The organism is Rhodococcus sp. IEGM 1330 (assembly GCF_033142445.1).
In the GTDB taxonomy this organism is placed as follows: Bacteria; Actinomycetota; Actinomycetes; order Mycobacteriales; family Mycobacteriaceae; genus Rhodococcoides.
The window spans coordinates 346184-368825 of the sequence record NZ_JAWLSB010000004.1; the positions used below are offsets into that span (position 1 = coordinate 346184).

Annotated in this window: 22 protein-coding genes; 9 read left to right on the top strand and 13 right to left on the bottom strand. The window is 63.1% G+C overall.

All coding sequences use genetic code 11. From position 1 onward, the window contains the following. The first annotated feature begins 43 nt into the window (after positions 1–43). The 3 genes from R4P57_RS12460 (at position 44) to R4P57_RS12470 (ending at position 2294) form a co-directional block, all read left to right on the top strand. On the top strand, positions 44–979 hold the full coding sequence (locus tag R4P57_RS12460) for an ABC transporter substrate-binding protein (protein ID WP_317803144.1): 936 nt from the start codon (positions 44–46) through the stop codon (positions 977–979). Positions 980–1045: 66 nt separating this feature from the next. Further along, complete coding sequence (locus R4P57_RS12465) at positions 1046–1558, top strand: SRPBCC domain-containing protein (RefSeq protein ID WP_317803145.1); 513 nt, start codon at positions 1046–1048, stop codon at positions 1556–1558. Positions 1559–1664: 106 nt separating this feature from the next. Then, positions 1665–2294: an enoyl-CoA hydratase/isomerase family protein gene (locus tag R4P57_RS12470; protein WP_317803146.1), complete on the top strand. Its 630-nt coding sequence runs from the start codon at positions 1665–1667 to the stop codon at positions 2292–2294. A 9-nt stretch (positions 2295–2303) separates the two neighbouring features. Here R4P57_RS12470 and R4P57_RS12475 read toward each other — a convergent pair whose 3' ends face one another. The 10 genes from R4P57_RS12475 to R4P57_RS12520 all read right to left on the bottom strand — a co-directional run bounded on the left by R4P57_RS12475 (position 2304) and on the right by R4P57_RS12520 (position 11992). Next, on the bottom strand, positions 2304–3197 hold the full coding sequence (locus R4P57_RS12475) for a universal stress protein (protein WP_317803147.1): 894 nt from the start codon (positions 3195–3197) through the stop codon (positions 2304–2306). Between the two features lie 114 nt (positions 3198–3311). Beyond that, on the bottom strand, positions 3312–4340 hold the full coding sequence (locus R4P57_RS12480; protein WP_317803148.1) for an LLM class flavin-dependent oxidoreductase: 1029 nt from the start codon (positions 4338–4340) through the stop codon (positions 3312–3314). An 86-nt stretch (positions 4341–4426) separates the two neighbouring features. Continuing rightward, positions 4427–4597 carry a hypothetical protein gene (locus tag R4P57_RS12485; protein WP_317803149.1) on the bottom strand — a complete coding sequence of 57 codons (171 nt, stop codon included), beginning with the start codon at positions 4595–4597 and terminating at the stop codon, positions 4427–4429. Between the two features lie 198 nt (positions 4598–4795). Continuing rightward, entirely contained in the window at positions 4796–5362 is a 567-nt protein-coding gene (locus R4P57_RS12490; protein WP_317803150.1) for a hypothetical protein, read from the bottom strand. Continuing rightward, positions 5359–7083 carry an alpha/beta hydrolase gene (locus tag R4P57_RS12495; RefSeq protein ID WP_317803151.1) on the bottom strand — a complete coding sequence of 575 codons (1725 nt, stop codon included), beginning with the start codon at positions 7081–7083 and terminating at the stop codon, positions 5359–5361. The genes R4P57_RS12490 and R4P57_RS12495 overlap by 4 nt, the downstream gene beginning before the upstream one ends. Beyond that, positions 7080–7379, bottom strand: a complete 300-nt coding sequence (locus R4P57_RS12500; RefSeq protein WP_317803152.1) for a UDP-glucose 4-epimerase — start codon at positions 7377–7379, stop codon at positions 7080–7082. The genes R4P57_RS12495 and R4P57_RS12500 overlap by 4 nt, the downstream gene beginning before the upstream one ends. A gap of 199 nt (positions 7380–7578) precedes the next feature. Further along, the gene (locus R4P57_RS12505) at positions 7579–8793 is read right to left on the bottom strand and encodes an acetyl-CoA C-acetyltransferase (RefSeq protein WP_317803153.1); all 1215 of its coding nucleotides are present in this window, start codon (positions 8791–8793) and stop codon (positions 7579–7581) included. Positions 8794–8842: 49 nt separating this feature from the next. Continuing rightward, a complete protein-coding gene (gene fabG, locus R4P57_RS12510; protein WP_317803154.1) occupies positions 8843–9571 on the bottom strand; it encodes a 3-oxoacyl-ACP reductase FabG in 729 nt (242 codons plus the stop codon). A 31-nt stretch (positions 9572–9602) separates the two neighbouring features. Next, a complete protein-coding gene (locus R4P57_RS12515) occupies positions 9603–10817 on the bottom strand; it encodes a CaiB/BaiF CoA-transferase family protein (protein ID WP_317803155.1) in 1215 nt (404 codons plus the stop codon). Beyond that, positions 10814–11992, bottom strand: a complete 1179-nt coding sequence (locus R4P57_RS12520) for an acyl-CoA dehydrogenase family protein (protein WP_317803156.1) — start codon at positions 11990–11992, stop codon at positions 10814–10816. Before R4P57_RS12520 ends, R4P57_RS12515 begins: the two co-directional genes overlap by 4 nt. Positions 11993–12079: 87 nt before the next feature. On the opposite strand from R4P57_RS12520, the gene R4P57_RS12525 reads away from it, so the two are divergent. Then, entirely contained in the window at positions 12080–12976 is an 897-nt protein-coding gene (locus R4P57_RS12525; RefSeq protein ID WP_317803157.1) for a LysR family transcriptional regulator, read from the top strand. Positions 12977–12983: 7 nt separating this feature from the next. Here the strand turns inward: R4P57_RS12525 and R4P57_RS12530 are convergent, their stop codons facing one another. After that, the gene (locus R4P57_RS12530) at positions 12984–14708 is read right to left on the bottom strand and encodes a sigma-54-dependent Fis family transcriptional regulator (RefSeq protein WP_317803158.1); all 1725 of its coding nucleotides are present in this window, start codon (positions 14706–14708) and stop codon (positions 12984–12986) included. A gap of 221 nt (positions 14709–14929) precedes the next feature. Here R4P57_RS12530 and R4P57_RS12535 point away from each other — a divergent pair, with 221 nt between their 5' ends. The 5 genes from R4P57_RS12535 to R4P57_RS12555 all read left to right on the top strand — a co-directional run bounded on the left by R4P57_RS12535 (position 14930) and on the right by R4P57_RS12555 (position 21002). Continuing rightward, the gene (locus R4P57_RS12535; protein ID WP_317803159.1) at positions 14930–16561 is read left to right on the top strand and encodes an NAD(P)/FAD-dependent oxidoreductase; all 1632 of its coding nucleotides are present in this window, start codon (positions 14930–14932) and stop codon (positions 16559–16561) included. An 89-nt stretch (positions 16562–16650) separates the two neighbouring features. Continuing rightward, the gene (locus R4P57_RS12540; protein ID WP_317803160.1) at positions 16651–18021 is read left to right on the top strand and encodes an NAD-dependent succinate-semialdehyde dehydrogenase; all 1371 of its coding nucleotides are present in this window, start codon (positions 16651–16653) and stop codon (positions 18019–18021) included. 39 nt (positions 18022–18060) lie between these two features. After that, positions 18061–19110: a 2,3-butanediol dehydrogenase gene (locus R4P57_RS12545; protein ID WP_317803161.1), complete on the top strand. Its 1050-nt coding sequence runs from the start codon at positions 18061–18063 to the stop codon at positions 19108–19110. 46 nt (positions 19111–19156) lie between these two features. After that, the gene (locus tag R4P57_RS12550; protein ID WP_317803162.1) at positions 19157–19930 is read left to right on the top strand and encodes an SDR family oxidoreductase; all 774 of its coding nucleotides are present in this window, start codon (positions 19157–19159) and stop codon (positions 19928–19930) included. Positions 19931–19958: 28 nt separating this feature from the next. Further along, a complete protein-coding gene (locus R4P57_RS12555; protein ID WP_317803163.1) occupies positions 19959–21002 on the top strand; it encodes an LLM class flavin-dependent oxidoreductase in 1044 nt (347 codons plus the stop codon). Here the strand turns inward: R4P57_RS12555 and R4P57_RS12560 are convergent, their stop codons facing one another. Then, the gene (locus R4P57_RS12560; RefSeq protein ID WP_317803164.1) at positions 21003–21983 is read right to left on the bottom strand and encodes an NADPH:quinone reductase; all 981 of its coding nucleotides are present in this window, start codon (positions 21981–21983) and stop codon (positions 21003–21005) included. It abuts the gene before it with no gap. Continuing rightward, complete coding sequence (locus tag R4P57_RS12565) at positions 21980–22591, bottom strand: isochorismatase family cysteine hydrolase (RefSeq protein ID WP_317803165.1); 612 nt, start codon at positions 22589–22591, stop codon at positions 21980–21982. The genes R4P57_RS12560 and R4P57_RS12565 overlap by 4 nt, the downstream gene beginning before the upstream one ends. Between the last annotated feature and the right edge of the window lie 51 nt (positions 22592–22642).

Genomic DNA, 22642 nt, shown 5'->3' on the forward strand with positions numbered 1-22642 from the left:
GACTTAGGTTTGGTTTACTTAAGTTGTGAAAACGCTCCCCCACTTGTCCGTCACCCTCGGTGCGGTCCTTGTTGCATCCCTGGTCTCGTCCTGCGGTGTCGACACCGAACCGGCGGCACCGAACTCGGCGACCCATTCGGTCACCACGCAGTTCGGTACCGTCGAGGTACCGGATCGAATCGAGTCGGTCGTCGTCATCGACGGACGACGCGACCTGGACATCGCCCTGGCGTTCGACTTGCCCATCGTCGGGATCCCGGTGGAAACCGAGGCCCCGCCGGAAATTCCCGGCCCGCTGACCGAGCCCACCAGGATGCTGCTCGCAGACGGAGTGCCCGAGCTGTATCCGCGAAACACGGTCGACCTCGAAGCCGTCGCACGCGTCGATCCCGACCTGATCATCGGCCGCGACGAGGTGATCGAAGAAATCTACGACCAGTTGAGTGCGATCGCGCCGGTGTTGCCGGTGGGCTCCACCGGCACCGGTGTCAGCTGGCAGCAGGACGTCACAACGATCGGCGCGGCACTGAATCTGCAGGACCGATCCCGAGCAATTATCGACGAATACACCACTCGCGTAGACGAACTCACGACGCAGTACGCCGATGCGATCGCCGATACCGCAGTCCTGCCGATCAGCACCTCGGAGGAAGGCGGGATCTCGATAGGACGTGACCGGGTGACGTCCATCGCGCTCGAGGATGTGGGAGCCCGCTTCGGCTCCGCATGGACCGCCGCAACTCCGGAGATCGAATACGGACCGGAGAACGTCACTGCCGCATCCGACGCAGTGGCGATGATTGCCGCAATCACCTCGGAGCAGGATCTGCAGGCGATGAACGCCAACCCGCTCTGGACCGGATTGCCGGCTGTGCGCAGCGAGCGCATCGTCCGGACGGACAAATTCACCAATGACGGCGGTCCACTGACCGCGTTGTGGACCCTCGGCTTGGTGGAGAAACTCTACGACCCGAGTTGATTGCAGACCCTCCTCTGGGCGGAGTCACACTCGACGGCAGCGATGCCGGAGTCGCATAATCACTCGATGGAACCGACACCAACGGGCACGCTGCGCAGCACCGACACCGGCTTCGCTCTCGAGCTGATCAGGACCATCGCCGCATCGCGCGAGGATGTGTGGGCCAGCCTCACGGAATCGCCCCGAACAGCACTGTGGTTCGGGCCGTGGGAGCGCATCTCGGAGAACACCGTTCGTGTCACGATGCGGTTCGAGGAGGGCGAGCCCGCGTCGGATATGACCATCGAAGCGTGCGAGGCGCCCAGCCGACTGGCCGTGCGAACGATCGGCGAGATGCAGTGGCCGCTCGAGGTTCGCCTCGACGAGAGGGACGGTTCGACGGTCGTCGTTCTCGTGCACAGTTGCGAGAGCACAGATGGTCTGGGCGACATCGGCCCCGGATGGGAGTTTTACCTGGACATGCTCATCGCATCCAGGGATAACACACCGCTGCCGAGTTTCGACGACTACTACCCGTCGCAGCAGGAGTACTACACATCGCTTCGCCCACGCCGGTCAGTTCCTCGCGTTGTGAGCTAGAACAAGGAAAACTGGGTACGTTCGGGATATGCCATACCTGGATCGCGTTGAAGACGTGTTCGTGCTGAACCTCGGGACTCGGGGCGTAGACGACAGCGAAAACCGCATGAGCCCGAACTGGGTTGCCGAAATCAACGCGTTGCTCGACGAGGTGGAGTCGTCCTCCGGCCCGGCTGCGCTGGTGACGACTGCGACGGGCAAATATTTCTCCACCGGGGTCGATCTGTCGTGGGGTGCCGACAACCTCGACCAGATCAATCGGTTCATCGGCACAGTGCAGGAGATGCTGGTGCGTTTCCTGACATTCCCGATGCAGACCGTCGCCGCCATGCAGGGACACACCTACGGCGGTGCCGCATTCTTCGTGATGGCACACGACCACCGCATCATGCGTTCCGATCGCGGCTTCCTGTGCTTCCCCGGCGTCAACATCGGCGCGACCTACAGTCCGGGAACCGTCGACATGGTGCGGGCGAGGTTGGCTCCACATGCGTTTCACGAGGCGCTGACAACAGGCCGCCGCTACGGCGGTGGCGACGCCATGGCGCTCGGCCTGGTCGACGCGGTCTCGACGCAGGAGCATGTGCGCGACAACGCCATCGCCCGTGCAGCCGAGTTGGCCGGCACCCGCGGTGAAGTGCTGGGCGAGATCAAACGAACCATGTACGCCGGTGAGATCCGTTCCCTGCTGACGCCTGTCGCAGGCGTCGACGAAATGGAATGGGTCTCGAACTAGGCGGCGCTGTCAATGCACCACCAGGACCGGACATTCGGCGTGATGCACCAAGTTCTGGCTCACTGATCCCAATATCGCTGCTGCAAAACGATTTCGGCCGCGGCTGCCCACTACCAACACCTGGGACGTAGCGGAGATCGACCGAAGTTCGTGTGCCGCCGAAGCACCGACGGATACTGCCCGAACCGGCACCGACGGATACTTGTCCCGATAGGTGTCGACGTTGGCCTGCAACCACTTTCGTTCTGCCTCACGAAGGTGCTGCCAGTCGACCGAGGTGCCGTAGTCGAGTTGGTCGGTTTCGTGCACGGCACCCACGTGGACGGCGAGCAGCTGCGCACCCAGGATGCCCGCCAGGTCGAATGCTGCCGACAGCGCGCGTTTCGACGGCTCGGATCCATCGACCCCAACCGCGACGGGCCCCGGCTCGGATCCGGAGTCGCGACGCTCGTGCCATACCAGCACCGGGCAGGTCGCGGCGTTGACGATTGCCGTCGTCGAGTACCCGAAGACGATGTCTCGCAATGGACCCGACTCGCACGCGCCCACGACGAGCATCGCCGCATCCGCGGAGAGCGCCTTCGCCAGACGCGCAGCCGACAGCTCGGATACCTCCGATTCCACCGTCACCTGGGGATCGACTCCATGCACTACGTCGACGGCGCGGGCGAGTACGCCCTCACCCTCCTGCCGAAGCCGCGTCGGGAAGTCGGTGGTGTTCAGCTCGGCGGCGACGGCCGCACTCCACTCGTCTTTCGGTGCACCGTGGACGAGGTGCACCGATGTCGAGGCCGCCCGAGCGAAATGCGCCGCCCACTCGGCCACCCCCTTGTCCGTGGGCGAGCCGTCGACCACGACCGCGAGCGGTCCGTCGAATGTGGTTGCCGCGATCGTGTGGTCCATCGTTCCTCCGTTGGCCGAAGACGGTCTTCATGTCGTCTCCTACGATCGCTGCCGCGTCGACTCGCCACTAGGGCATTTGGCCACAGGAATCACGGGTATTTCGGGTCGAGGCGGCTATGCCCGAGCAACCAGGGGTGCAACTTCGGTGCCGAGTAGCTCGATGCCGCGCAGAAGGTCGCTGTGGGCCAGCCGCGGATTGGTCATCTGCAACGACAGTCGATCCACACCGCCCAGTTGTTCGCTCACTCGCAGAATCTTGTCGGCCACCGTCTTCGGATCTCCCATGAAGAACGCGCCGTTGGGACCGGAGGTGGCATCGAACTGCTGCCGACTGGGCCGAGCGAATCCGCGCTCCCGAGAGATCTTGGTGAACATCTCGTTCCAGCCGGGGTAGATGGTGTCTGCTGCGGCCGTCGTGGTCTCGGCAACGAAGCCGAACACGTGCAGGCCCACCTTCAGCTGCTCCGGCGGATGGCCCGCTTGCGCTCCGGCGCGACGGTAGAGATCGACGAGCGGGGCGAACTGGCGTGGTTCTCCGCCGATGATGGCAATCATCAGAGGGAGCCCCAGAAGCCCTGCGCGAGCGAAGGATTCGGGCGTACCACCGACGCCGACCCAGATCGGCAACGGATCCTGCAGCGGACGCGGGTAGATGCCCTGACGGTTCAGCGCCGGGCGGTGCCGACCGGACCAGGTCACCTCGACGTTGTCCCGGATCTGCAGCAGGAGGTCGAGCTTCTCTGCGAAGAGCGAGTCGTAATCGGCCAGATCGAGGCCGAACAGCGGGAACGACTCGGTGAAGGATCCGCGTCCCACGACCAGGTCGATCCGGCCCTTGGAGATCAGATCGAGGGTGGCGAACTCTTGGAACACCCGTACCGGATCGTCTGCGCTGAGCACCTTGACTGCGCTGCCGAGTCGGATGTTCTCGGTGCGCGCGGCTGCCGCAGCGAGAATGATCGACGGGGCCGAGTCGTAGTACTCGCTGCGGTGATGCTCGCCGATGCCGAACGAGTAGAGCCCGACCTCATCCGCGAGGGCGATCTCCTCCAACAGGTGACCCATTCGCTCCTCGGGAGCGATCACCCGACCGTCGGTCGGATCGGTCACGGAAGAGACGAAACTGTCTACGCCCAGATGCATGGTGGGACCTTTCGATTCGGGATGGTCGACTCCATCAGCATCGGTGAAGATTCAATTATTCCGATGCAGGCGAGAGAGGGCGTTGGCTACTCGCCCCAGCGCTTCAACTCGTCCGCCGCGTAGTACATCTGCTGCGACGCGCCGAAGCGAACGAGCAACTGCTGCTTCTCCTCGTAGAACCAGACCACGGTTCCGTAGACGCCACTCATGGGTCCATCAACCGTCGTAACACCGTCGCCGATCTCGAAACCGTCCATGTCCGACACCGTACCGAGCTGTGTGACAGCAGCCTTGGACTTGCATCGCCGAGTTCGTAGCGACAGCCACACACCGACGTTTCGGGGATGTGTGAGCACGGAAGCATGCGGGCGCAGCTCACAAGAGCGTCAACAGAGATGGATGAACGCGAGCGGCTTCGACTGTGAGTTCTTCGAGGTCTGCGTCGGATCGACTGGTCATCGTTGTTCGATCACCAGCGGAGCAACGGCGGCCGGCGGGGTCCGGCCCGCCTCGATTGCGAAGCACGGCGAGGACCCGCCCAGGCTCAACCCTCCGTCTGTGCTCAGCAGCGCATCGACCACATACTGATCGGGTGTTCGTGCGGTCGCCGAGTTCCCCCCGTCGGTGCTGTCGTCTTCGACTGTCCAGCCCCACTCGGCCCAGGTGGACAGCAACAGGTCGAGATCATCTCGACCTTCGCCGCCGAGAACTACCCAGTAGCCGGCGCTGAATCGGTGCGGCCCGTAGTCGATCGTGTTGTCGTCGTAGCAGGGTCTGAATCCGCCCGTGGGAAGCCTCGATTGAGGGAAGGTCGGATTTTCGACATCGAGCCGCGCACCATCCGGCAACACCGAGAGTGACCGTCCCAGCACCTCGACGGTCCGAGCCTGTGCTTGCTCCTGTGTCAATGCGCTGTCCACGTCATCTGCTCCGTTCTGCGAGCACCCGACTGCGAGAAGAACACATGTCAGTGCGATCGCGAGAAATGTTCTGGGCGTGCCCCGGACGGTCCGATACGTCATTCGCCATTTCCTGTATTCGTCATGATCCGTGCCATCGCTAGCAGCGACGGTGTGCCTCGCTCGAAGTAGCTACTGTGCGAGTCGGGGTCGAACCCCACATCACCCAACACCGGTATGTCGATCGAGTCGTTGCCCGGTGCGCTCTCGAACACGGTTGCTCCGAATGCATCGGACGTCGGGTCGGCGCCGTGAGCTACTTCCGGCACCAGCACCCCGATCCACGTCACCGGGTCGGCCGGGGCAGCGGTGGCGAACACGTGATCGCCCATCTGATCCGGAGCGACCCCGTCGAGCGCAAGATCACCGGCCCTGTGGACCCCCACCCCGGGGCTCCCTGCGAACACGACACTGTCGACATCGAGCGAGCCCCCGTCGCCCATCGCATGCCCGACGACCGTGCTGCCGTAGCTGTGACCGATGACGGTGTTGTGCGAAGGAAGGCCGTCGTGCGCGGCGCGCAGACCGTCCTGGAAGCTGTCCAGCCGAGGAGCGCCGGCGTCGGCGAATGTTGTGCGTGCGGCGTCGGACAGGCCAGGCGGAGCGTCGTACCCCATCCACGCAACGACCGAGTTCTTGCTGCCCGGATCGATACGGTCCGCTGCCGCCAGCAGCTCGTTGGCGCGCGCCATGTCCCCGCCCATCTTCGAAAACTCGGTCCCCGTCCCCGGGACATACGTCGCGACGTTGTGCGCGGTATCGGGGTTGTCGAGCGCAATCGCGCCTCGGCCCTGGTCGTCTATGTTCATCAGGAATGTGGAAAAACCGAGGTTGCTGTCGAGCTGGTTACGCACTTCGTGAAAACCCGCCACCGCACCGGACGCTTTTTCGCGTTCATCCGTCCAGCTCTCCCAGTCTTTGCGACGAGCCTGCTGTTTCTCGTCCAGTACTCCACTGGACGGCGGCACGTTCTCCCCTCTGGCCCAATCGGGATGACGAGCCTCGACAGCAGCGAGGTCACGTTCCGCCGCCGCGGTGATCGGTACCAGTAGGTCCTCGTTCATGCGTGCCTTGTCCACCGCCGGTAGTCCGTCCCGGTTGCCGATTGTCGGGTCCCAGGCCGCCAGACCGTCTTTATCGGCCGGCGTCAAGCCGTCCCAGAACTCAGCGAGCTCTCGCGGATCATCCGGCAGAAAAGCGTTGCCGTCGAGTATGTCTCGAACAACGTCGCCGTAGTGATCCGGCGCACCGGGCGATCCGGAGATCTCTGCGATGGCATCGATCGCGCGCTGCAGCGAGGCCGCACACATTCCGTCCACGTCGGCAGCACTGCGCAACAGAGAACGCACCGCGGCCTCGTGACTGCGTGCTTGCTCATCGAAACTGCTTTGCAGCAGCAGGTCTGCGACGAGGTTGCCGGACGAGCAGATCGGGGCGGTGACCGAACCTGCATCGGCGACTGTGAATCCGCCGGCAACCGCAGCATCGACTGCCGCAAGAGTCGACGTCCGCACCTCGGTCAGTTGCCCTGCCGCTGTACCGAACTCGCCGGCTTGATCGTCCACAGCGGTGACGAGATGGGTCGCGGCCAGCCGATCGGCCACAGCTCGAGCAGACGCCGCCGTGGCCGCGTCCCCTTCCCAGTGGCTCAGGCCATCCCTCGTGGCACGTCCGACATCACTGACCAGGTCGCCGAAATCCGAGTTCACCGCCGCAAGACTGACGGCGACATCGACGAGTGCACTCGGATTCCATCCGCGCACCTGCGAGACCGTCGCGCTCATCGACGATCGCCGTTCAGACCTATGAGCTGATCGCTGAAAGCCCGGTCGGTATCCTCGTAGCTGCCTGCCGAGGCCGACGACGCGGACGACATTGCGCGAATACGCGCGGACACTCCGCGATAGGCGTCGAGCGTCGGAATCGCAGCGGACCGGGCGACATCGCCGAACGCCGAGTTGGGCATCGCATCGGCCGCGGCTGCAATAGGCGCTGCCGGATCCAACGATTCCACCGAATCCGCGGAGGCTGTCAGCGCCGAACCCAACGCCCGCAATGCGTCGAGATCGACCTGCAACATCGGCATTCCCCCCGGTAAGTCCCGTCGCACCCTCCCCAGCGCCGCGTCAGCGTAGCAGTACGAATGCTCGCGTCAGGGGTGTCGATGCAGAACGATCCAGCTCATTGCGGTCGCTCCGGTCTGCACTCACGCCTGCCCGGTTCGCCGAAATGCGTCCACAACTTCGAGTTCGGCGCGCACCAGACGGGAATTGACGCTCCTACCGAGAGATGTTCTCGAAGACAGCAGCTAGGCCCTGCCCGCCACCTATGCACATGGTCTCCAGTCCATAGCGAGCATCACGCCGCCGCATTTCGCGAAGGAGGGTCGCGAGAATCCGGCCACCTGTGGCACCGACAGGATGGCCGAGTGAAATGCCCGAGCCGTTCGGGTTCAGCCGATGATCGTCGGGCTCGATACCCCACGTCCGCAGGACTGCCAAAGTCTGTGCGGCGAACGCCTCGTTCAACTCGATGACGTCCATATCGTCCAAGGTCAACCCTGCGCGGCTCAAAGCCCTCTTCGACGCCGGGACCGGTCCGATTCCCATGGTCCGCGGCGGTACGCCGGCAACCGACCAACTCACCAATCGGGCGATCGGTCGTAGCCCGAGCTCGGCTGCGCGCTCAGGAGTGGTCACGATAGCGACCGCGGCACCGTCGTTTTGACCGCTGGCATTACCTGCGGTGACGGTCGAAGCCGGATCGATCTTCGAGCGCATCGGACGGAGCTTGGCCAGACTCTCGACAGTGGTGTCGGCACGCGGATGTTCGTCGGTGTCGACAACGATCGGATCACCGCGCCGCTGCGGAACCGGCACTCCCACAATCTCTTCTGCGAACACTCCGTTCTTCTGCGCGGCTACGGCGCGCCGATGCGACTGGACGGCGAGCTCGTCTTGATCCTCACGGCTGATCGAATACTCTGCCCGCAGGTTTTCGGCAGTTTCGATCATTCCGCCAGGAACAGGAAAATTCATCCCGCCTGCAGTGATACGGGCTCGAGCCAGTCGATCGCTCAACGCCACCGACTCGGCCTTGATCCCCCATCGCATTCCGGTGGCGTAGAACTCGGCCTGACTCATACTTTCCGCACCACCGGCCAGCACCAGATCGCTACCGCCCGTTTGTACTTGCATGCACGCCTGTAATACGGCTTGCAGTCCGGACCCGCACCGACGGTCGACCTGTAGACCTGGAACCTCGATACCGAGACCTGCATCCAGTGCGGCGACCCGTCCGATAGCCGGTGCGTCGCCGTTCGGCGACGCCTGTCCCAAAATGACGTCGTCGATGACACCGCCTTCCAGTCCGGTACGGGCGCACAGTTCTTCGATCACGACGGCGGCGAGTTGCTGCGGCGACACATCGCGGAGCACTCCCCCGAACCGTCCGACCGGTGTGCGTAGCGGTTCACAGATGACGGCGTCTGGCATGAAGATTCCTTATCGAGACGGGATTGGTGACGAGAGATGGAATCGATTGCTACATGTAGCGTCCGCCGGTGACCTCGGAGACGGTGCCGGTCATGTACGACGACAGATCGGACGCGTAGAACAACGCCACCGAGGCGACCTCACGCGGATCCCCGGCGCGCTGCATCGGTATTTCGGACATCTTCTGATCCCACGCCTTCTGCGGCATGGCTTCGGTCATCGCGGTTTTGATCAGTCCCGGCTGAATGACGTTGATCCGAACACCGAGGTGTGCAACCTCTTTCGCTGCGGCTTTGGACAGTCCCACAATTCCGGCCTTGGCCGCCGAGTAGTTGCTCTGCCCTACGAAGCCGACCTTCGCCGAGATCGACGACAGATTGATGATCGATCCACCGCCGTTCTCACGCATGACGCCTGCTGCGATTCTCGTGCCGTTCCAGCAACCCTTGAGATGCACGTCGATCACCTGATCGAACTGCTCCTCGGTCATTTTCCGCATGGTCGCGTCGCGAGTGATTCCCGCGTTGTTGACCATGATGTCGATAGACCCGAACGATGTAACTGCGGTATCCACCAATGCCTGCACGTCGGAGGCGGACGTGACATTGCAGCGAACGCCGACTGCAGGGGTGGGTAAAGCGTCTGCGGCTTCCTTGGCCTTCGACTCGTCGAGATCACCGATGACGATGCTCGCGCCGTTCTCCGCGAACATCGTGGCGATGGCCAAACCGATGCCCTGAGCGCCACCGGTGATGACGGCTGTACGACCTGAAATCATGAAATGTCCTGTTCTGTGGTGGTGTCGACGGTCATCGGGCGAAGTCCGCATCGAAGGCTGCGTTCTGCACTGCAATACCTTGGCGCAGAATGCCGTCCGCTTCGTCGGGGCCGCGACCGGATTCGATCAGCAGTGCGCGGGTGTGTTGACCTAGTGCTGGAACATCGCCCATCGGAGCTTCGTGATCGGCGAACGTAGCCGGAGGCAGCAGCGCCTGTGCTGTGGCGTGTTCGGTGCCGACCGTGCGCCAACGGTCACGTTCGACGAGTTGAGGATGGGCAACGACCTGATCCATCTGTTTGACCTGGGCCGCAGGGATACCGGCCGACGCCAGTTTCGCGTCCAGGTCGACTGTCGTGAAGAGCGATGTGCGGGCGGCGACGACAGCGTCGCATTCGGTACGGTTCTGCACGCGCAGAACGTTTGTCGCGAAACGTAGGTCGTCCGCCAACTCGGGGATGCCCAGTACGTCCGAGACGAGCGTTCGCCAGCCACGGTCGTTCTGCACACCGATCAGGATTTGACCGTCGAGCGTCGGATAGGCGTCGTACGGCGCGATCGAACTGTGGCTCACTCCCATGCGCTGAGGTTGCACACCGGTGTACATCTGCGTGTACATCGCGTGGCCCATCCACTCCACGGTCGAATCGAGCATGGAAACGTCGATGGTCGCGCCTTCGCCGGTTCGTCCGCGCCGCAGCAACGCCGCGAGAACCGATTGTGCGCAATACATTCCGGTCGCAATATCGGCGGTGGGTATTCCGGTCTTGGCCGGCTCGTCCGGAGTTCCGGTGATGGAAATCAACCCCGATTCGGCCTGGATCAGCATGTCGTAGGATTTCCGGTCCTGCATGGGACCACCTCTGCCGAACCCGGACATGTTCACCACTACCAGTTGCGGTTTCGCCGAGCGCAATTCGTCGGCACCGAAGCCGAGACGCTGTGCCGCACCAGGGGCAAGGTTCTGCACGAACACGTCGGCTCGGTCGATGAGTCCTCGAACGATCTGGCGTCCCTGCACCGACTTCAGATCTACCGCAAGTGATTCCTTGCCACGGTTGAGCCACACGAAGTGAGCTCCGGTGCCGTGGACGGCATGGTCGTAACCCCGCGCCAGGTCTCCGCCGTCGGTGCGTTCGACCTTGATGACACGAGCACCCAGGTCGGCGAGATTTCGGGTGGCGAGCGGTGCTGCGACGGCCTGCTCTATAGCGACAACGGTGAAGCCTTCGAGTGGTGCGTTCACGAGTTGCGTTTCTGTTCGGCTCGGATCAGGCCGCCGCCGACGATCAATCGTTGGATCTCGCTGGTGCCCTCGTACAACCGGAGCAGTCGCACGTCCCGGTAGATGCGTTCGACGGGGACCTCTCGCATGTATCCGGCACCGCCGTGGATCTGGACGGCGAGATCGGCGACCTTGCCGACCATCTCGGTGCAGAACAGCTTCACCGCGGACGGAGCGATACGTCGATCGGTCTCCTGCACCCATGCCCGCGCAGCCTCACGGACCATCGCCCGGCCTGCCATGACACCGACCTGCTGATCGGCGAGCATGGCCTGCACCAGCTGGAAGTTTCCGATCGGTTCTCCGCCCTGCGTGGACGCCGCGGCATAGGACACCGACTCGTCCAGCGCGCGCTGCGCCTGACCGACGGCCAGCGCGGCAATGTGCACCCGTCCCCGCGCCAGAGACGTCATCGCCGCCTTGTACCCGATATCGCCATTGCCGCCGACCAAGGCGTCGGCCTCGATCCGCACGTCGGTGAACGTCACATCAGCGGTGCCGGACCCCTGTTGGCCCATCTTCGCGTCCTTCACGCCCACCTCGATCCCGGCGGTGTCGGCAGGAACCAGGAATACCGCGATGCCGTTGCCGCTCTGCGGTTTCGGGTCCAGTTTGGCGAAGACGACGAACATGTTCGCAATCGGCGCGTTGGTGATGTATCGCTTGCTGCCGTTGATGACCCACCCGCTGCCGTCGACCGTCGCCGTCGTCTTCAAGCCTGCCGGATTCGACCCTGCCCCGTCCTCGGTCAGCGCAAACGAGGCGACGATGTCGCCGGTTGCCATGCCCGGCAACCATTTCGCCTTCTGCTCCTCGGTACCGAATCCGACCAGCACCTGCCCGGCGATCCCGTTGTTGGTGCCGAACATCGATCGCAGCGACAACGAGGTGTAGCCGAGTTCCATCGCGAACTCGACGTCCTGGATCAGGTTCAGGCCCAGCCCACCCCACTCCTGCGGGATCGCGTAGCCGAACAGTCCCATCTCGGCGGACTGTTTCCGCAGATCATCCGGAATCGCATCGGTGTTCATGATCTCGAGTTCACGCGGCACGACACGCGACCGCACGAAGTGGGAGATCTGCTTCAACACGTCCGCGAAGACGTCATCCGGTACATCGGGGTTCAGCGTATCCATGGGACAACTATCGGCTACTGCATTACCATCAGTCCAATACTTAATTGGTACTTCTGTTTTGACAATTTCTGCAACAAAGGAGGCTGAGTGGACGTCGAACAGCTTCGTGCGTTTCTCGCCGTGGCCGAGGAGCTCCACTTCGGACGTGCGGCCGCGCGTCTGCATGTCGCACAGCCGCCGTTGAGTCGTACGATCAAGCAGCTCGAGAAGCACCTCGGCGCCACCCTGTTCGACCGAAACACGCGCTCGGTGAAACTGACTGCCAGCGGTCAGGCCTTGATAGATCCCGCCCGGGCAGTGCTCGAAGCGATGCGCACCGCTGAGAACGCCGTCGTATCGGCCGATGGCGGCGAGACCGGACTCGTTCGGATTGCGTTCGCGGGTGTATCGACGCACCGCATGGTCGCGAGACTGGCTCGGCTCGTTCGGTCACAGCACCCGGGTATCGAGCTCGAACTCTCGAGCCAGAACTTCGCCCAGCCGGCCATGAAGAGGCTTCTCGGCGGGGACACCGACATCGCGCTCGGTAGATGGGACGTCATTCCGTCCACTGTCGAGTCCCAGGTCGTGATCCCCGACCACCTCGTTGTGGCGTTCGCCGACACACATCCCCTGGCTGATGCACGTCACATCGGGATCGAACAGCTGGCACAGGAACACTTCGTGTCGTTGCCATTGCACGAAGGATCGGTACTCCCCGATCGACTACGCCGATTGGCCGACGCGCAGGGTTTCGTCCCCGACGTCGTTCAGATCGCTCCCGACACCCAGACCGCCCTCGCTCTGGTATCCGCAGAGGTGGGGTGCCACCTGACCCTTGCTTCGGTCGCCAGCAACGTCACCGATCCGCACGTCGTGTTCGTCCCTTTGGACGACACCACAGCAGATGTAGATATGCGAGCTGCGTGGCGCCGAGACAACACCAATCCCGCGCTGCGCGTGGTACTGGACAAGGTTGTCGCTCTCGACGAGGGCGACTCGTGAGCGGCACCTACAGTGAGGCCTCACCGTCGTCCAGGCCGAGCTGACGTAAACGACGGTAGAGGGTGGTCCGGCCGATCCCGAGTAGCTCTGCCGCCACCGACTTGTTCCCACCGGCGCGGTCCAATGCCTCGACGATGGCATCGCGCTCCGCCGATTCCATCATCGTCATCTTTCGACGTGCGGGAGCCCGTTGCAGGTGCTCAGGAAGGTGGTGGCGCTCGATCACCGACGCCGTCACGCTCGAAGCCAGTGTGGTCACGGTCGCCGTCAATTCTGCGATATTGCCGGGCCAATCCCATTGCATCAACGACTGCAGGGCTGTCGGGGACATCGAATGCCGCCGCGTTGTGTCCACCTGATCGAGAATGCTGCGGACGAGCCCCGGGATGCGATCCGGTGAGTCGGAGAGGGCTTCCGTCCTGGCGTCGATGCCCCAATGCTTCACCAGTGCAGCGACTTCCGGCGAGGATGCTTCGGCACAGGTAGTGATCAACAGCTGATTTCGCCTACCTGCGGCAACAGCCTCGCGGTGATCCTGCACCAGCGTTGCGACCGGACCGGCTTCGTGATCCTGCACCGCCTCCAGTCTTCGTATCAGGACGTCTCGGCCACCGTCGAGGAGGTCCGCTACAGCGGACCAGGGCGTTGCGGTGTCCGTGGACAGAATGACGACCTCGAGTTCTCGACCTTCTCCCCGACCTGCACGCACATCGAGTGCACGAGATGCACGACCGGATCCACGCGGACCGTCGATCACCGTCACGGCTGCCTTGACTGCCTCCCGGGAAGCAGTGTCGACGTGCGTGCGCGGACCGATGGGGCCGGCCGTCGAAACCTCGTCACGAGGAACGGGAGCGAAGTGCAGCACGTAGTAGTCGCGGGCTCCCTCGACGACTCGACGAGCCGTCACCGCCACCGCGCCTGCGTCGATATCCCAGCGAGCTGTGTTCGCGAGCGCCCAATTGTGTGCGCTGAGGCGATCCCAGAGAACTACGTGCGAATCGACGCTCACATAAGGCAATCCGGGTGTATTCGCCAGCAGCGTCTCTCGGTCCATGATGACCGTGGGACGACGAGAGTTGGAGTAGCGCATGAACGACATTGCCAACGCGAGGTCCTGCGGTCGTGCAGCCGCCTTCAGTCGTTCTTCGATCTGCTGACCGATTTCCTTGGTAAGGGTGACCATCAGCGAACTCGCAATGGCCAACGGTCCCCCGAGCGACACCGATCCGATCACCAGACCCGACGGCGTGTAGACCGGAACGGCCGCGCACGCCAGTACGGAGAGCGACTCGTTGAAGTGTTGGCTACCTTCGATATACACCGCTCGTCCTTCGACCATCGACGTACCGAGACCGTTGGTCCCGATCGAGTCTTCCGAATAGTCGAACCCCTCGGCCGCATTCACCCGATCCAGTTTTCGCTGCAATCCCCGATCGCTTGCGCGCCTGGCCACGATGCTGCCCGCCCGGTCACTGAGGAACAACGTCGTGCCGGTGTCCACGAGCTGGTCCTGCCAGCGGTCGAGTACCGGATCTGCCGCGCGGCGCAGAATCGAGTCGGTATCGATCTCGTCGAACTTCTGCGACGGCATCAGGCTGTCGGCGCTGTTGCCGATCGAGCGACGCCAGCTCCGCAGGATCAGGTCCGGAACAACCCCCTCGTCGGGAGCACCGGACAGCAAACCAGCGCGCATCAGATGCCGCTTTGCCTCGCGCACCGCATCGCTCATAGGTTCTCGCCCTCTAACCAGTTGTCCATCCGCAACCTGACCACTCACAGTTCGCAACAATCATCACGCCATTACTACTACACGGGCATAACTGCAGTTCAACGCCCTCACATCCGGGTGTTCCAGATTGGCACACACCAGACACCTGTGCCCCACCTCACCATTGTGACCAGAGGAAGTGAACTACACCACATAGGTCGCGAGACCGGAGGAGCAATCACATGGCGTCACACGAACCCGATCAGATCCGTGAGATCGACGCGCTTGTCGTCGGATGCGGCTTCGGCGGGATCTACATGCTTTACAAGCTACGGCGTGAACTCGACCTGACCGCCATCGCGATCGACAAGGCTTCCGGTGTCGGCGGCACCTGGTTCTGGAACAAGTACCCGGGTGCCCTGTCGGATTCGGAGAGCTTCGTCTACCAGTACTCGTTCGACCGCGACCTGTACGATCAGACCACTTGGAACACCAAGTTCGTCCGTCAGCCCCAGATCTTGGAGTACCTCAACGGCGTCGTCGACCGCTACTCGCTGCGCGAAGACGTCGCGCTCGAGACCACCATGACCGCGGCCCGCTTCGACGAGGCCGCCGGCATCTGGACCGTCACCACCGACCGCGGAGTCACTTACAAGGCCAAGTACCTCGTCAACGGCCTCGGACTGCTCTCGGCGACGAACGTGCCGAACTTCCCCGGTATCGACAACTTCGAGGGCCGGTTGGTGCACACCGGTGCGTGGCCCGAGGATCTGGATCTGACGGGCAAGCGCGTCGGTGTCATCGGCAACGGATCGACAGGCGGTCAGGTGATCACAGCTGTCGCACCGATCGCCGGACATCTCACCTCGTTCCAGCGAACCCCTCAGTACAGCGTTCCCGCCGGCAACCGGGTGCTGTCCAACGAAGAGTTGGCCCGCCAGAAGGAGAACTTCGAGGCCAACTGGGACCAGGTCCGCAACTCCAGTGTTGCAATGGGATTCGTCGAAAGTGAGGTCGAGACTTTCAGCGTTACCGACGAGGAGCGCCGGCAGATCTTTCAGCGGACATGGGATGAGGGCGGTGGCTTCCGCTTCATGTTCGAGACGTTCTGCGACATCGCTACCAATCCAGAAGCGAACGAGGAAGCGGCGAAGTTCATTCGGGGCAAGATCGCAGAGATCGTCAAGGATCCGGAGACCCGCCGCAAATTGACGCCCACAGATCTCTACGCTCGCAGGCCCCTGTGCGATTCGGGACTGTACGAGACGTTCAACCGAGACAACGTCTCTCTCGTACACGTGGGCGAGAACCCCATCCGCGAGCTGACGGCCGACGGCATTGTTACCGAGGACGGCGTGCTCCACAAGCTGGACGTGTTGATCTGTGCCACTGGCTTCGACGCTGTCGACGGCAATTACGTCAAGGTCGACATCCGCGGGCGCAACAACGAAAGCCTGAAAGAGCACTGGCAGGACGGGCCGACCAGTTACCTGGGAATGGCCACCACCGGCTTCCCGAACATGTTCATGATCCTCGGCCCCAACGGACCGTTCACGAACCTGCCGCCGTCGATCGAGACACAGGTCGAGTGGATCTCCGACACGATCGGGGCCATCGAGAAGAACTCCATGGGCTGGATCGAGGCGAAGCCGAACATCGAGACCGAATGGACCGACATCTGCGCCGACATCGCCGACCAGACGCTCTTCCCGAAAGCTGCGTCGTGGATCTTCGGTGCCAACATCCCCGGCAAGAAGCGCACGGTCATGTTCTACCTCGGCGGCATCAAGGAATACCGCTCGGTCCTCGACAACGAAAAGGCATCCGGCTACCCGAGCTTCCTGACGCAATCGGACGCGCTCGAGCCTGCCTGACCCTTCACTCGAGGACACTGCATCGACCACGCCGGCCGGGTGACTTACACCGGTCGCCCGGCCGGCGTCCTGCAACGAAAGAGATGCCGATGAGCAAGTACGCAAGCACCGATCCCACTACAGGCACCATCGTGGCGAAGTTCGAGACCGAGTCGGACGAGCAGGTAATGGCATCGCTCTCCGCCGCCGACGCCGCGTACCGAACGTGGCGGACCACCGAAGTGGCCGAACGCGCTTCGGTTCTCCACCGGGTCGCCGATCTGCATCGCGAGCGCGAAACCGAACTCGCCGAGTTGATGACGCTCGAGATGGGCAAACCGATCGCGCAGGCCCGCGGCGAAGTGAAACTCTCCGCGTCGATCTTCGAGTACTACGCGACCAAGGGTCAGGACCTGCTCGCGGACGAGGAGCTCGACATTGCCGGTTCCGGACGGGCACTGGTGCGTACGGCACCTATCGGAGCACTCGTCGGCGTCATGCCATGGAATTTTCCCTATTACCAGGTTGCGCGATTCGTAGCACCGAACCTGTTGCTGGGCAACACGATTCTGCTCAAGCATGCCAGCAACTGCCCGCAGCAGGCGTTGGCCATCGAGGCGATGCTGCGTGATGCAGGAAGCCCAGAGGGTGTGTACCGGAACATTTTTGCCTCCAGCGACCAGATCGCCGATCTCATCGCCGACCCCCGAATTCAGGGCGTATCGCTCACCGGATCGGAACGCGCGGGCAGCATCATCGGACAGCTCGCCGGCAAGCACATGAAGAAGGCGGTACTCGAACTCGGCGGCTCGGACCCGTTCATCGTGCTCGCCGGTGCCGACCTCGGTGATGCTGTCGCCGCGGCCGTCCCCGGTCGGTTCGGCAACGCAGGCCAAGCATGCACCTCGTCCAAGCGAATGATCGTCGACGCCTCGGTGTGGGACGAGTTCCTCGATGGGTTCGTTTCGGCGGCGCAGTCGTGGTCGATGGGTGACCCGACGGACCCCGCTACGCGACTGGGTCCGATGTCGTCCGTCGGCGGACGCGACGAAATCGCAGAGCAGGTCGCGGACGCCGTCTCGAAGGGTGCCACGGTGCACCTCGGTGGAACCGTCCCCGATGGCGACGGCGCGTATTACCCCGCGACCGTGCTTTCCGGTGTCACCCCGGATATGCGGGCATACCGGGAAGAACTCTTCGGACCTGTTGCAGTGCTGCACAAGGTCGACTCGACCGACGCCGCAATCGATCTCGCCAACGATTCCCCGTTCGGCCTCGGCAGTGCCGTGTTCACCACGGACGACACCGAAGCTGCGTACGTCGCAGATCGGCTCGACGTTGGCATGGTCGGCATCAACACCACCATCAAGAGCGCGCCCGACATGCCGTTCGGCGGAGTCAAGACCTCCGGAATAGGCCGCGAGCTCGGTCGATTCGGTCTCGACGAATTCGCGAACAAGAAGCTCGTTCGCACCCTCTGACGCGCCCCGACTGTTCCACTTCACCTCAGGAGATCAACCATGCGCGCAGCTGTCTACTACGGCAACCACAAGGTAGAAATCGAAGACGTCCCCGAGCCCGAAGCCGGTCCGGGGCAGGTCAAGATCCGCGTGTCTCGGAACGGCATCTGCGGCACCGACTTACACGAGTTCTACGACGGTCCGATCTTCATCCCGCCATCCGACCCGCACCCACTGACCCACAAGGCAATGCCGGTGGTTCTCGGTCACGAGTTCTCGGGGATCGTCACTGCCGTCGGTGCCGGCGTCGACGACGTGGCCGAAGGCGACGCAGTCACCATCGAACCGATCTATCGGTGCGGCGAATGCCGCCCGTGCCGCAGTGGCCAGTACAACCTCTGCAAGTCGATCGGCTTCCACGGTTTGATGGCCGACGGCGGCATGGCCGAGTACACCGTCGTTCCCCGCAACCAGGTTCACAAGCTTCCGGACAGCATTCCGGTCGAGATGGGCGCGCTGGTCGAGCCCATGTCGGTCGCGTATCACGCAGCGGTACTGGGCGAGGTCGGCGACCAGAGCCGAGCACTCGTCTACGGCGCGGGTCCGATCGGAATCGGCATCTGGTTTGCGTTGCGTGGCATGGGACTGACCGAGATCGACGTTGTCGAACCGTCGGAGACGCGGCGTAAGTCCATCGAGGCTCTCGGGGCTCGCACCCTCGATCCGATGTCTGTCGACGTTCCCGCCCTCATCGCCGATCGCACCGACGGAGACGGCGTCGACGCTGCGTTCGACGCAGCCGGCGTGGCTCCTGCAGTCGAATCAGCACTGGAATGCGTCGGCGAGCGTCGCCCCTTGATCAGTGTGGCGATCTACGACAAGCCTCTCTCGACACCCCTGATCAACCTCGTTCTTCGCGAGCGGCGCATTCAGGGGACCATCTGCTACACCAGCGATGACTACCGCGCGGTCATCGACCTGATGGCCAAGGGGCACTACGACACCACAGGGTGGGTCGACACGATCGCCCTCGGAGACGTCGTCGACGGCGGGTTCGAGGAACTGCGGGCTGGGCGCAAAATGAAGCTCCTCGTCGATCCGACTGCCTGACCTCCACCACTTCACCGTTCACACAACACGATTCAGGAGACCGATCATGACCGTCGCACACATCACCGGCTCGGCGCGCGGAATAGGCAAGGCCATCGCGCTCCGCCTCGCAACGGACGGACATGACATCGCGCTGTCCGACCTGCCTTCGATGTCGGAAGAGCTGGAGAAAACTCGGAGCGAGGTCGCCACACACGGAGTCAAGACCGTCGCGCTGACCGGCGATGTCAGCGATCCAGATTCGGTGCGGGCGCTCATGACCGACACCGCCGAACAGCTGGGATCGCTCGACATACTGGTCGCCAACGCCGGGATCGCCCAGACGAAGGCACTTCTCGACGTGACGCCGGAGGAGTACGACCGTCTCCACGCGGTCAACGGCCGCGGAATCTTCCTCTGCTACACCGAAGCAGCGCGTCAGATGATCAAGCAGGGGCACGGCGGAAAGATCATCGGAGCGTCGTCCATCGCAGGCCACAAGGGATTCGCGTTGCTCGGCATCTACAGCTCGACCAAGTTCGGTGTCCGCGCCCTGACCCAGGCAGCAGCACAGGAGTGGGCGGAACACGGCATCACCGTCAACGCCTACTGCCCCGGCATCGTGGATACGAACATGTGGGTCGAGGTGGACCGCGACCTCGGTGCCATCAACGGAGTCGGGAAAGGCGAGTCGATGAAGGCAATGGCTGCCGGCATCACCCTCGGCCGCGTCTCGACCGGCGACGACGTCGCAGCGTACGTCTCGTACTTGGCCGGACCCGACTCGAACTACATGACAGGACAGTCCGCACTCATCGACGGCGGCATGCTTTTCGTTTGATGTTCGCCTTACTCAACGTGGAGGAATGATGAACTCGCTCAACCCGTCTGCTTCGCAGTACCAGGTCCCGACCTTCGGTCTGTGGTACGACTTTCGCAATCCGGCACAATGGCGAAAACCACTGGGTTCTCTCTATCGAGAATCGGTGGACCAGGTCGTCTGGGCCGAATCACTCGGCTTCGGGTCGGCATGGTTGAGCGAGCATCACTTCGCCGAGGACGATTATGCGTCGTCTCCCCTGGTCGTTGCCGCGGCGATCGGTGCTCGGACCAAGACCATGCGCATCGGTACCAACATCATCGTGGCGGGACTACACGAACCGATGCGTCTGGCCGAGGATGCGGCAGCTCTGTCGTTCCTCACCGACAACCGTTTCGAGCTGGGTCTCGGCCTCGGCTACCACGAGAAGGAATTCGCGGCGTTCGGGCGAAAGGTCAAACAGCGCCCCAGTCTTCTCGAGGATGCAATTGCTGTGATTCGGCATGCCTGGGCCGGCACCGGTGAGGCCTACGAGGGCAAACGATTCTCGGTACCTGCGTTGCCGGTGACTCCGCTACCCGAGACGGCCCCGAGGATTCTGATCGGCGCACAGTCCCCGGTGGGAATCGATCGCGCCGCACGTCTCGCAGACGGCGTCATCACGCTGCAGAACGCCCACTTCACGGACTACCAGCAGTCGATCGAGCGGCACGGGAAGAACGTGGACGATGCCCGCATCTACGCGAGCCAATGGACTGTGGTGGCCGACGATCCGGAACGCACGTGGGCCGAGGTCGGCGAACACGCGCTCTACCAGATGAACAAGTACATCGAATGGGGCTCGTTCGAGGGCCCCGATCAGCCGTCGTCGTTCGAGAGCCCTCAACATCTACTCGATGCCGGTGCCTACAAACTCATGGACGCCTCGATGGCGGTCGACGAACTGGTGACCATGGCCACCGAGTTCCCCCAGATCCGCGATTTCCATTACTGGGCTCAGCTTCCGGGTGAGTCCGTCGAATCCGGTTCCGCGCGAATTCAATACATCGCCGACAAAGTCATACCTGAGGTCACCCGCAAGCTCGGTGGTTGATCACTCCGGAATCTGCAGGACGACTCTCGACCGAGTGCCCGCGTCGACTCGGTCGTGAGCGTCGGCGATTCGGTCGAGAGGCAGCGGGTCGTCGACGGAGATGGACAGTGCTCCCACGGAAGCGGCGTCGGTGAGGTCGCGGGCGGCCGTCATCTTCACCTCCCGCGAGAAATCGTCGCTACCCAGCAGCCGAATGGTGATGTTGTCGAACAACATCGGCCAGAACGGAAGACTCGGGCGCGCGTCCCGTGTGCCGTATACGGCGATCACGGTGTCGTTCTTCGCGACTGCCGCATCGAAGTCGGTGTTGTCCGAGAACGACACTTCGACGATGCGGTCGACTCCACCTCCAGCGAATTCGCGTACCTGGGTTGCTGCGTCGGGATCGTCCAGCGCGACCGCGAATTCCGTTCCTGACGCCCGGGCCCGTCCGAGGTCCGCGGCGGTGCGCACCGTTCCGATCACCGTCGCGCCCTTCCACCGCGCGAGCCGAGCGGCCAATGATCCGACGCCGCCCAGTACTCCCTGGACTACCACAATCTTGCCCTCGACACTTCCGTCGCCGAACACGGCGCGGTGGGCGGTGATCCCCGGAATTCCCAGGCAAGCGCCCACTTCGGGCGCTACGGAATCCGGCAGCGCAACCGCCTGCCACTCGGGCACGACGGTGAACTGCGCAGCTGTTCCGAATGCGCGATACGACTGGGCACCGAACACCCAGACGCGCTCCCCCACACGCGACTGTTCGACACCTGAACCGACTGCGTCGACGAATCCAGCACCGTCACTGTGTGGCACGACTCTCGGATAGGTCATCGATGACCCCAGCCATCCGCGTCGCTTCTTGGTATCACCCGGATTCACCGAAGACAGCTCCACCCGCACTCGGACCTCCCCCGGACCCGGCTCGGGCGTCGGCAGCGTTCCGACCGCGAGGACCTCGTGGGCCGGGCCCTGCGAGTCGTACCACGCGGCGATCATGCTGTTGTGGTCTGCGCGAGAACCTCTGCCGTGGTAGCGAACTCCGAAATATTGGTCAGTGCGAAGCTTTCAGCCGCATGCTGCCATTCCTCGCTGAGGCTCGAGGTCGCATCGGTGACGAGGATCGGACGGTAGCCATGGTCGGCAGCGTCCCGAACAGTGTGCTCGACGGCCATGTTCGTCCAGACGCCCGCTACGAGAACATCCTCGACTCCGAGGTTGCGAAGCAGTGTGTCCAGCATGGTGCCGTTGAAAGCGCTCATGCGGTTGCGAATCAGGACCGGCTCGTCTTCACGCGCTTCGAGACCGTCGAGTGCTCGGGCGCCCCACGAACCGAGCTTGAGCGAGTCCGGTCCGATCAGCTTGAAGATCGGAGCGTTGCTTCCGCCGAACGGCCGGCCGGGTAGAGACACGATGTGATTGTGGATCACCGGGATGGACTTCTCGCGAGCGAAGGCCAGCAGCTCGCGCACGTGCTCTTCGAGGTTCTGGTGCTGTGCGTGGTCGGCAGCACCGAACGAGGCATACGCGCCGTCCGCGTGGACATTGTCGTTCTGTAGATCCACGAGTACGAGTGCCGTGTTCTCGAGGTCGAAAGTGGTAGTCATGAGAGCCCTTAGATAGGAAGTAGTGGAGAAAAGTCATCGGTCCTACAGCTG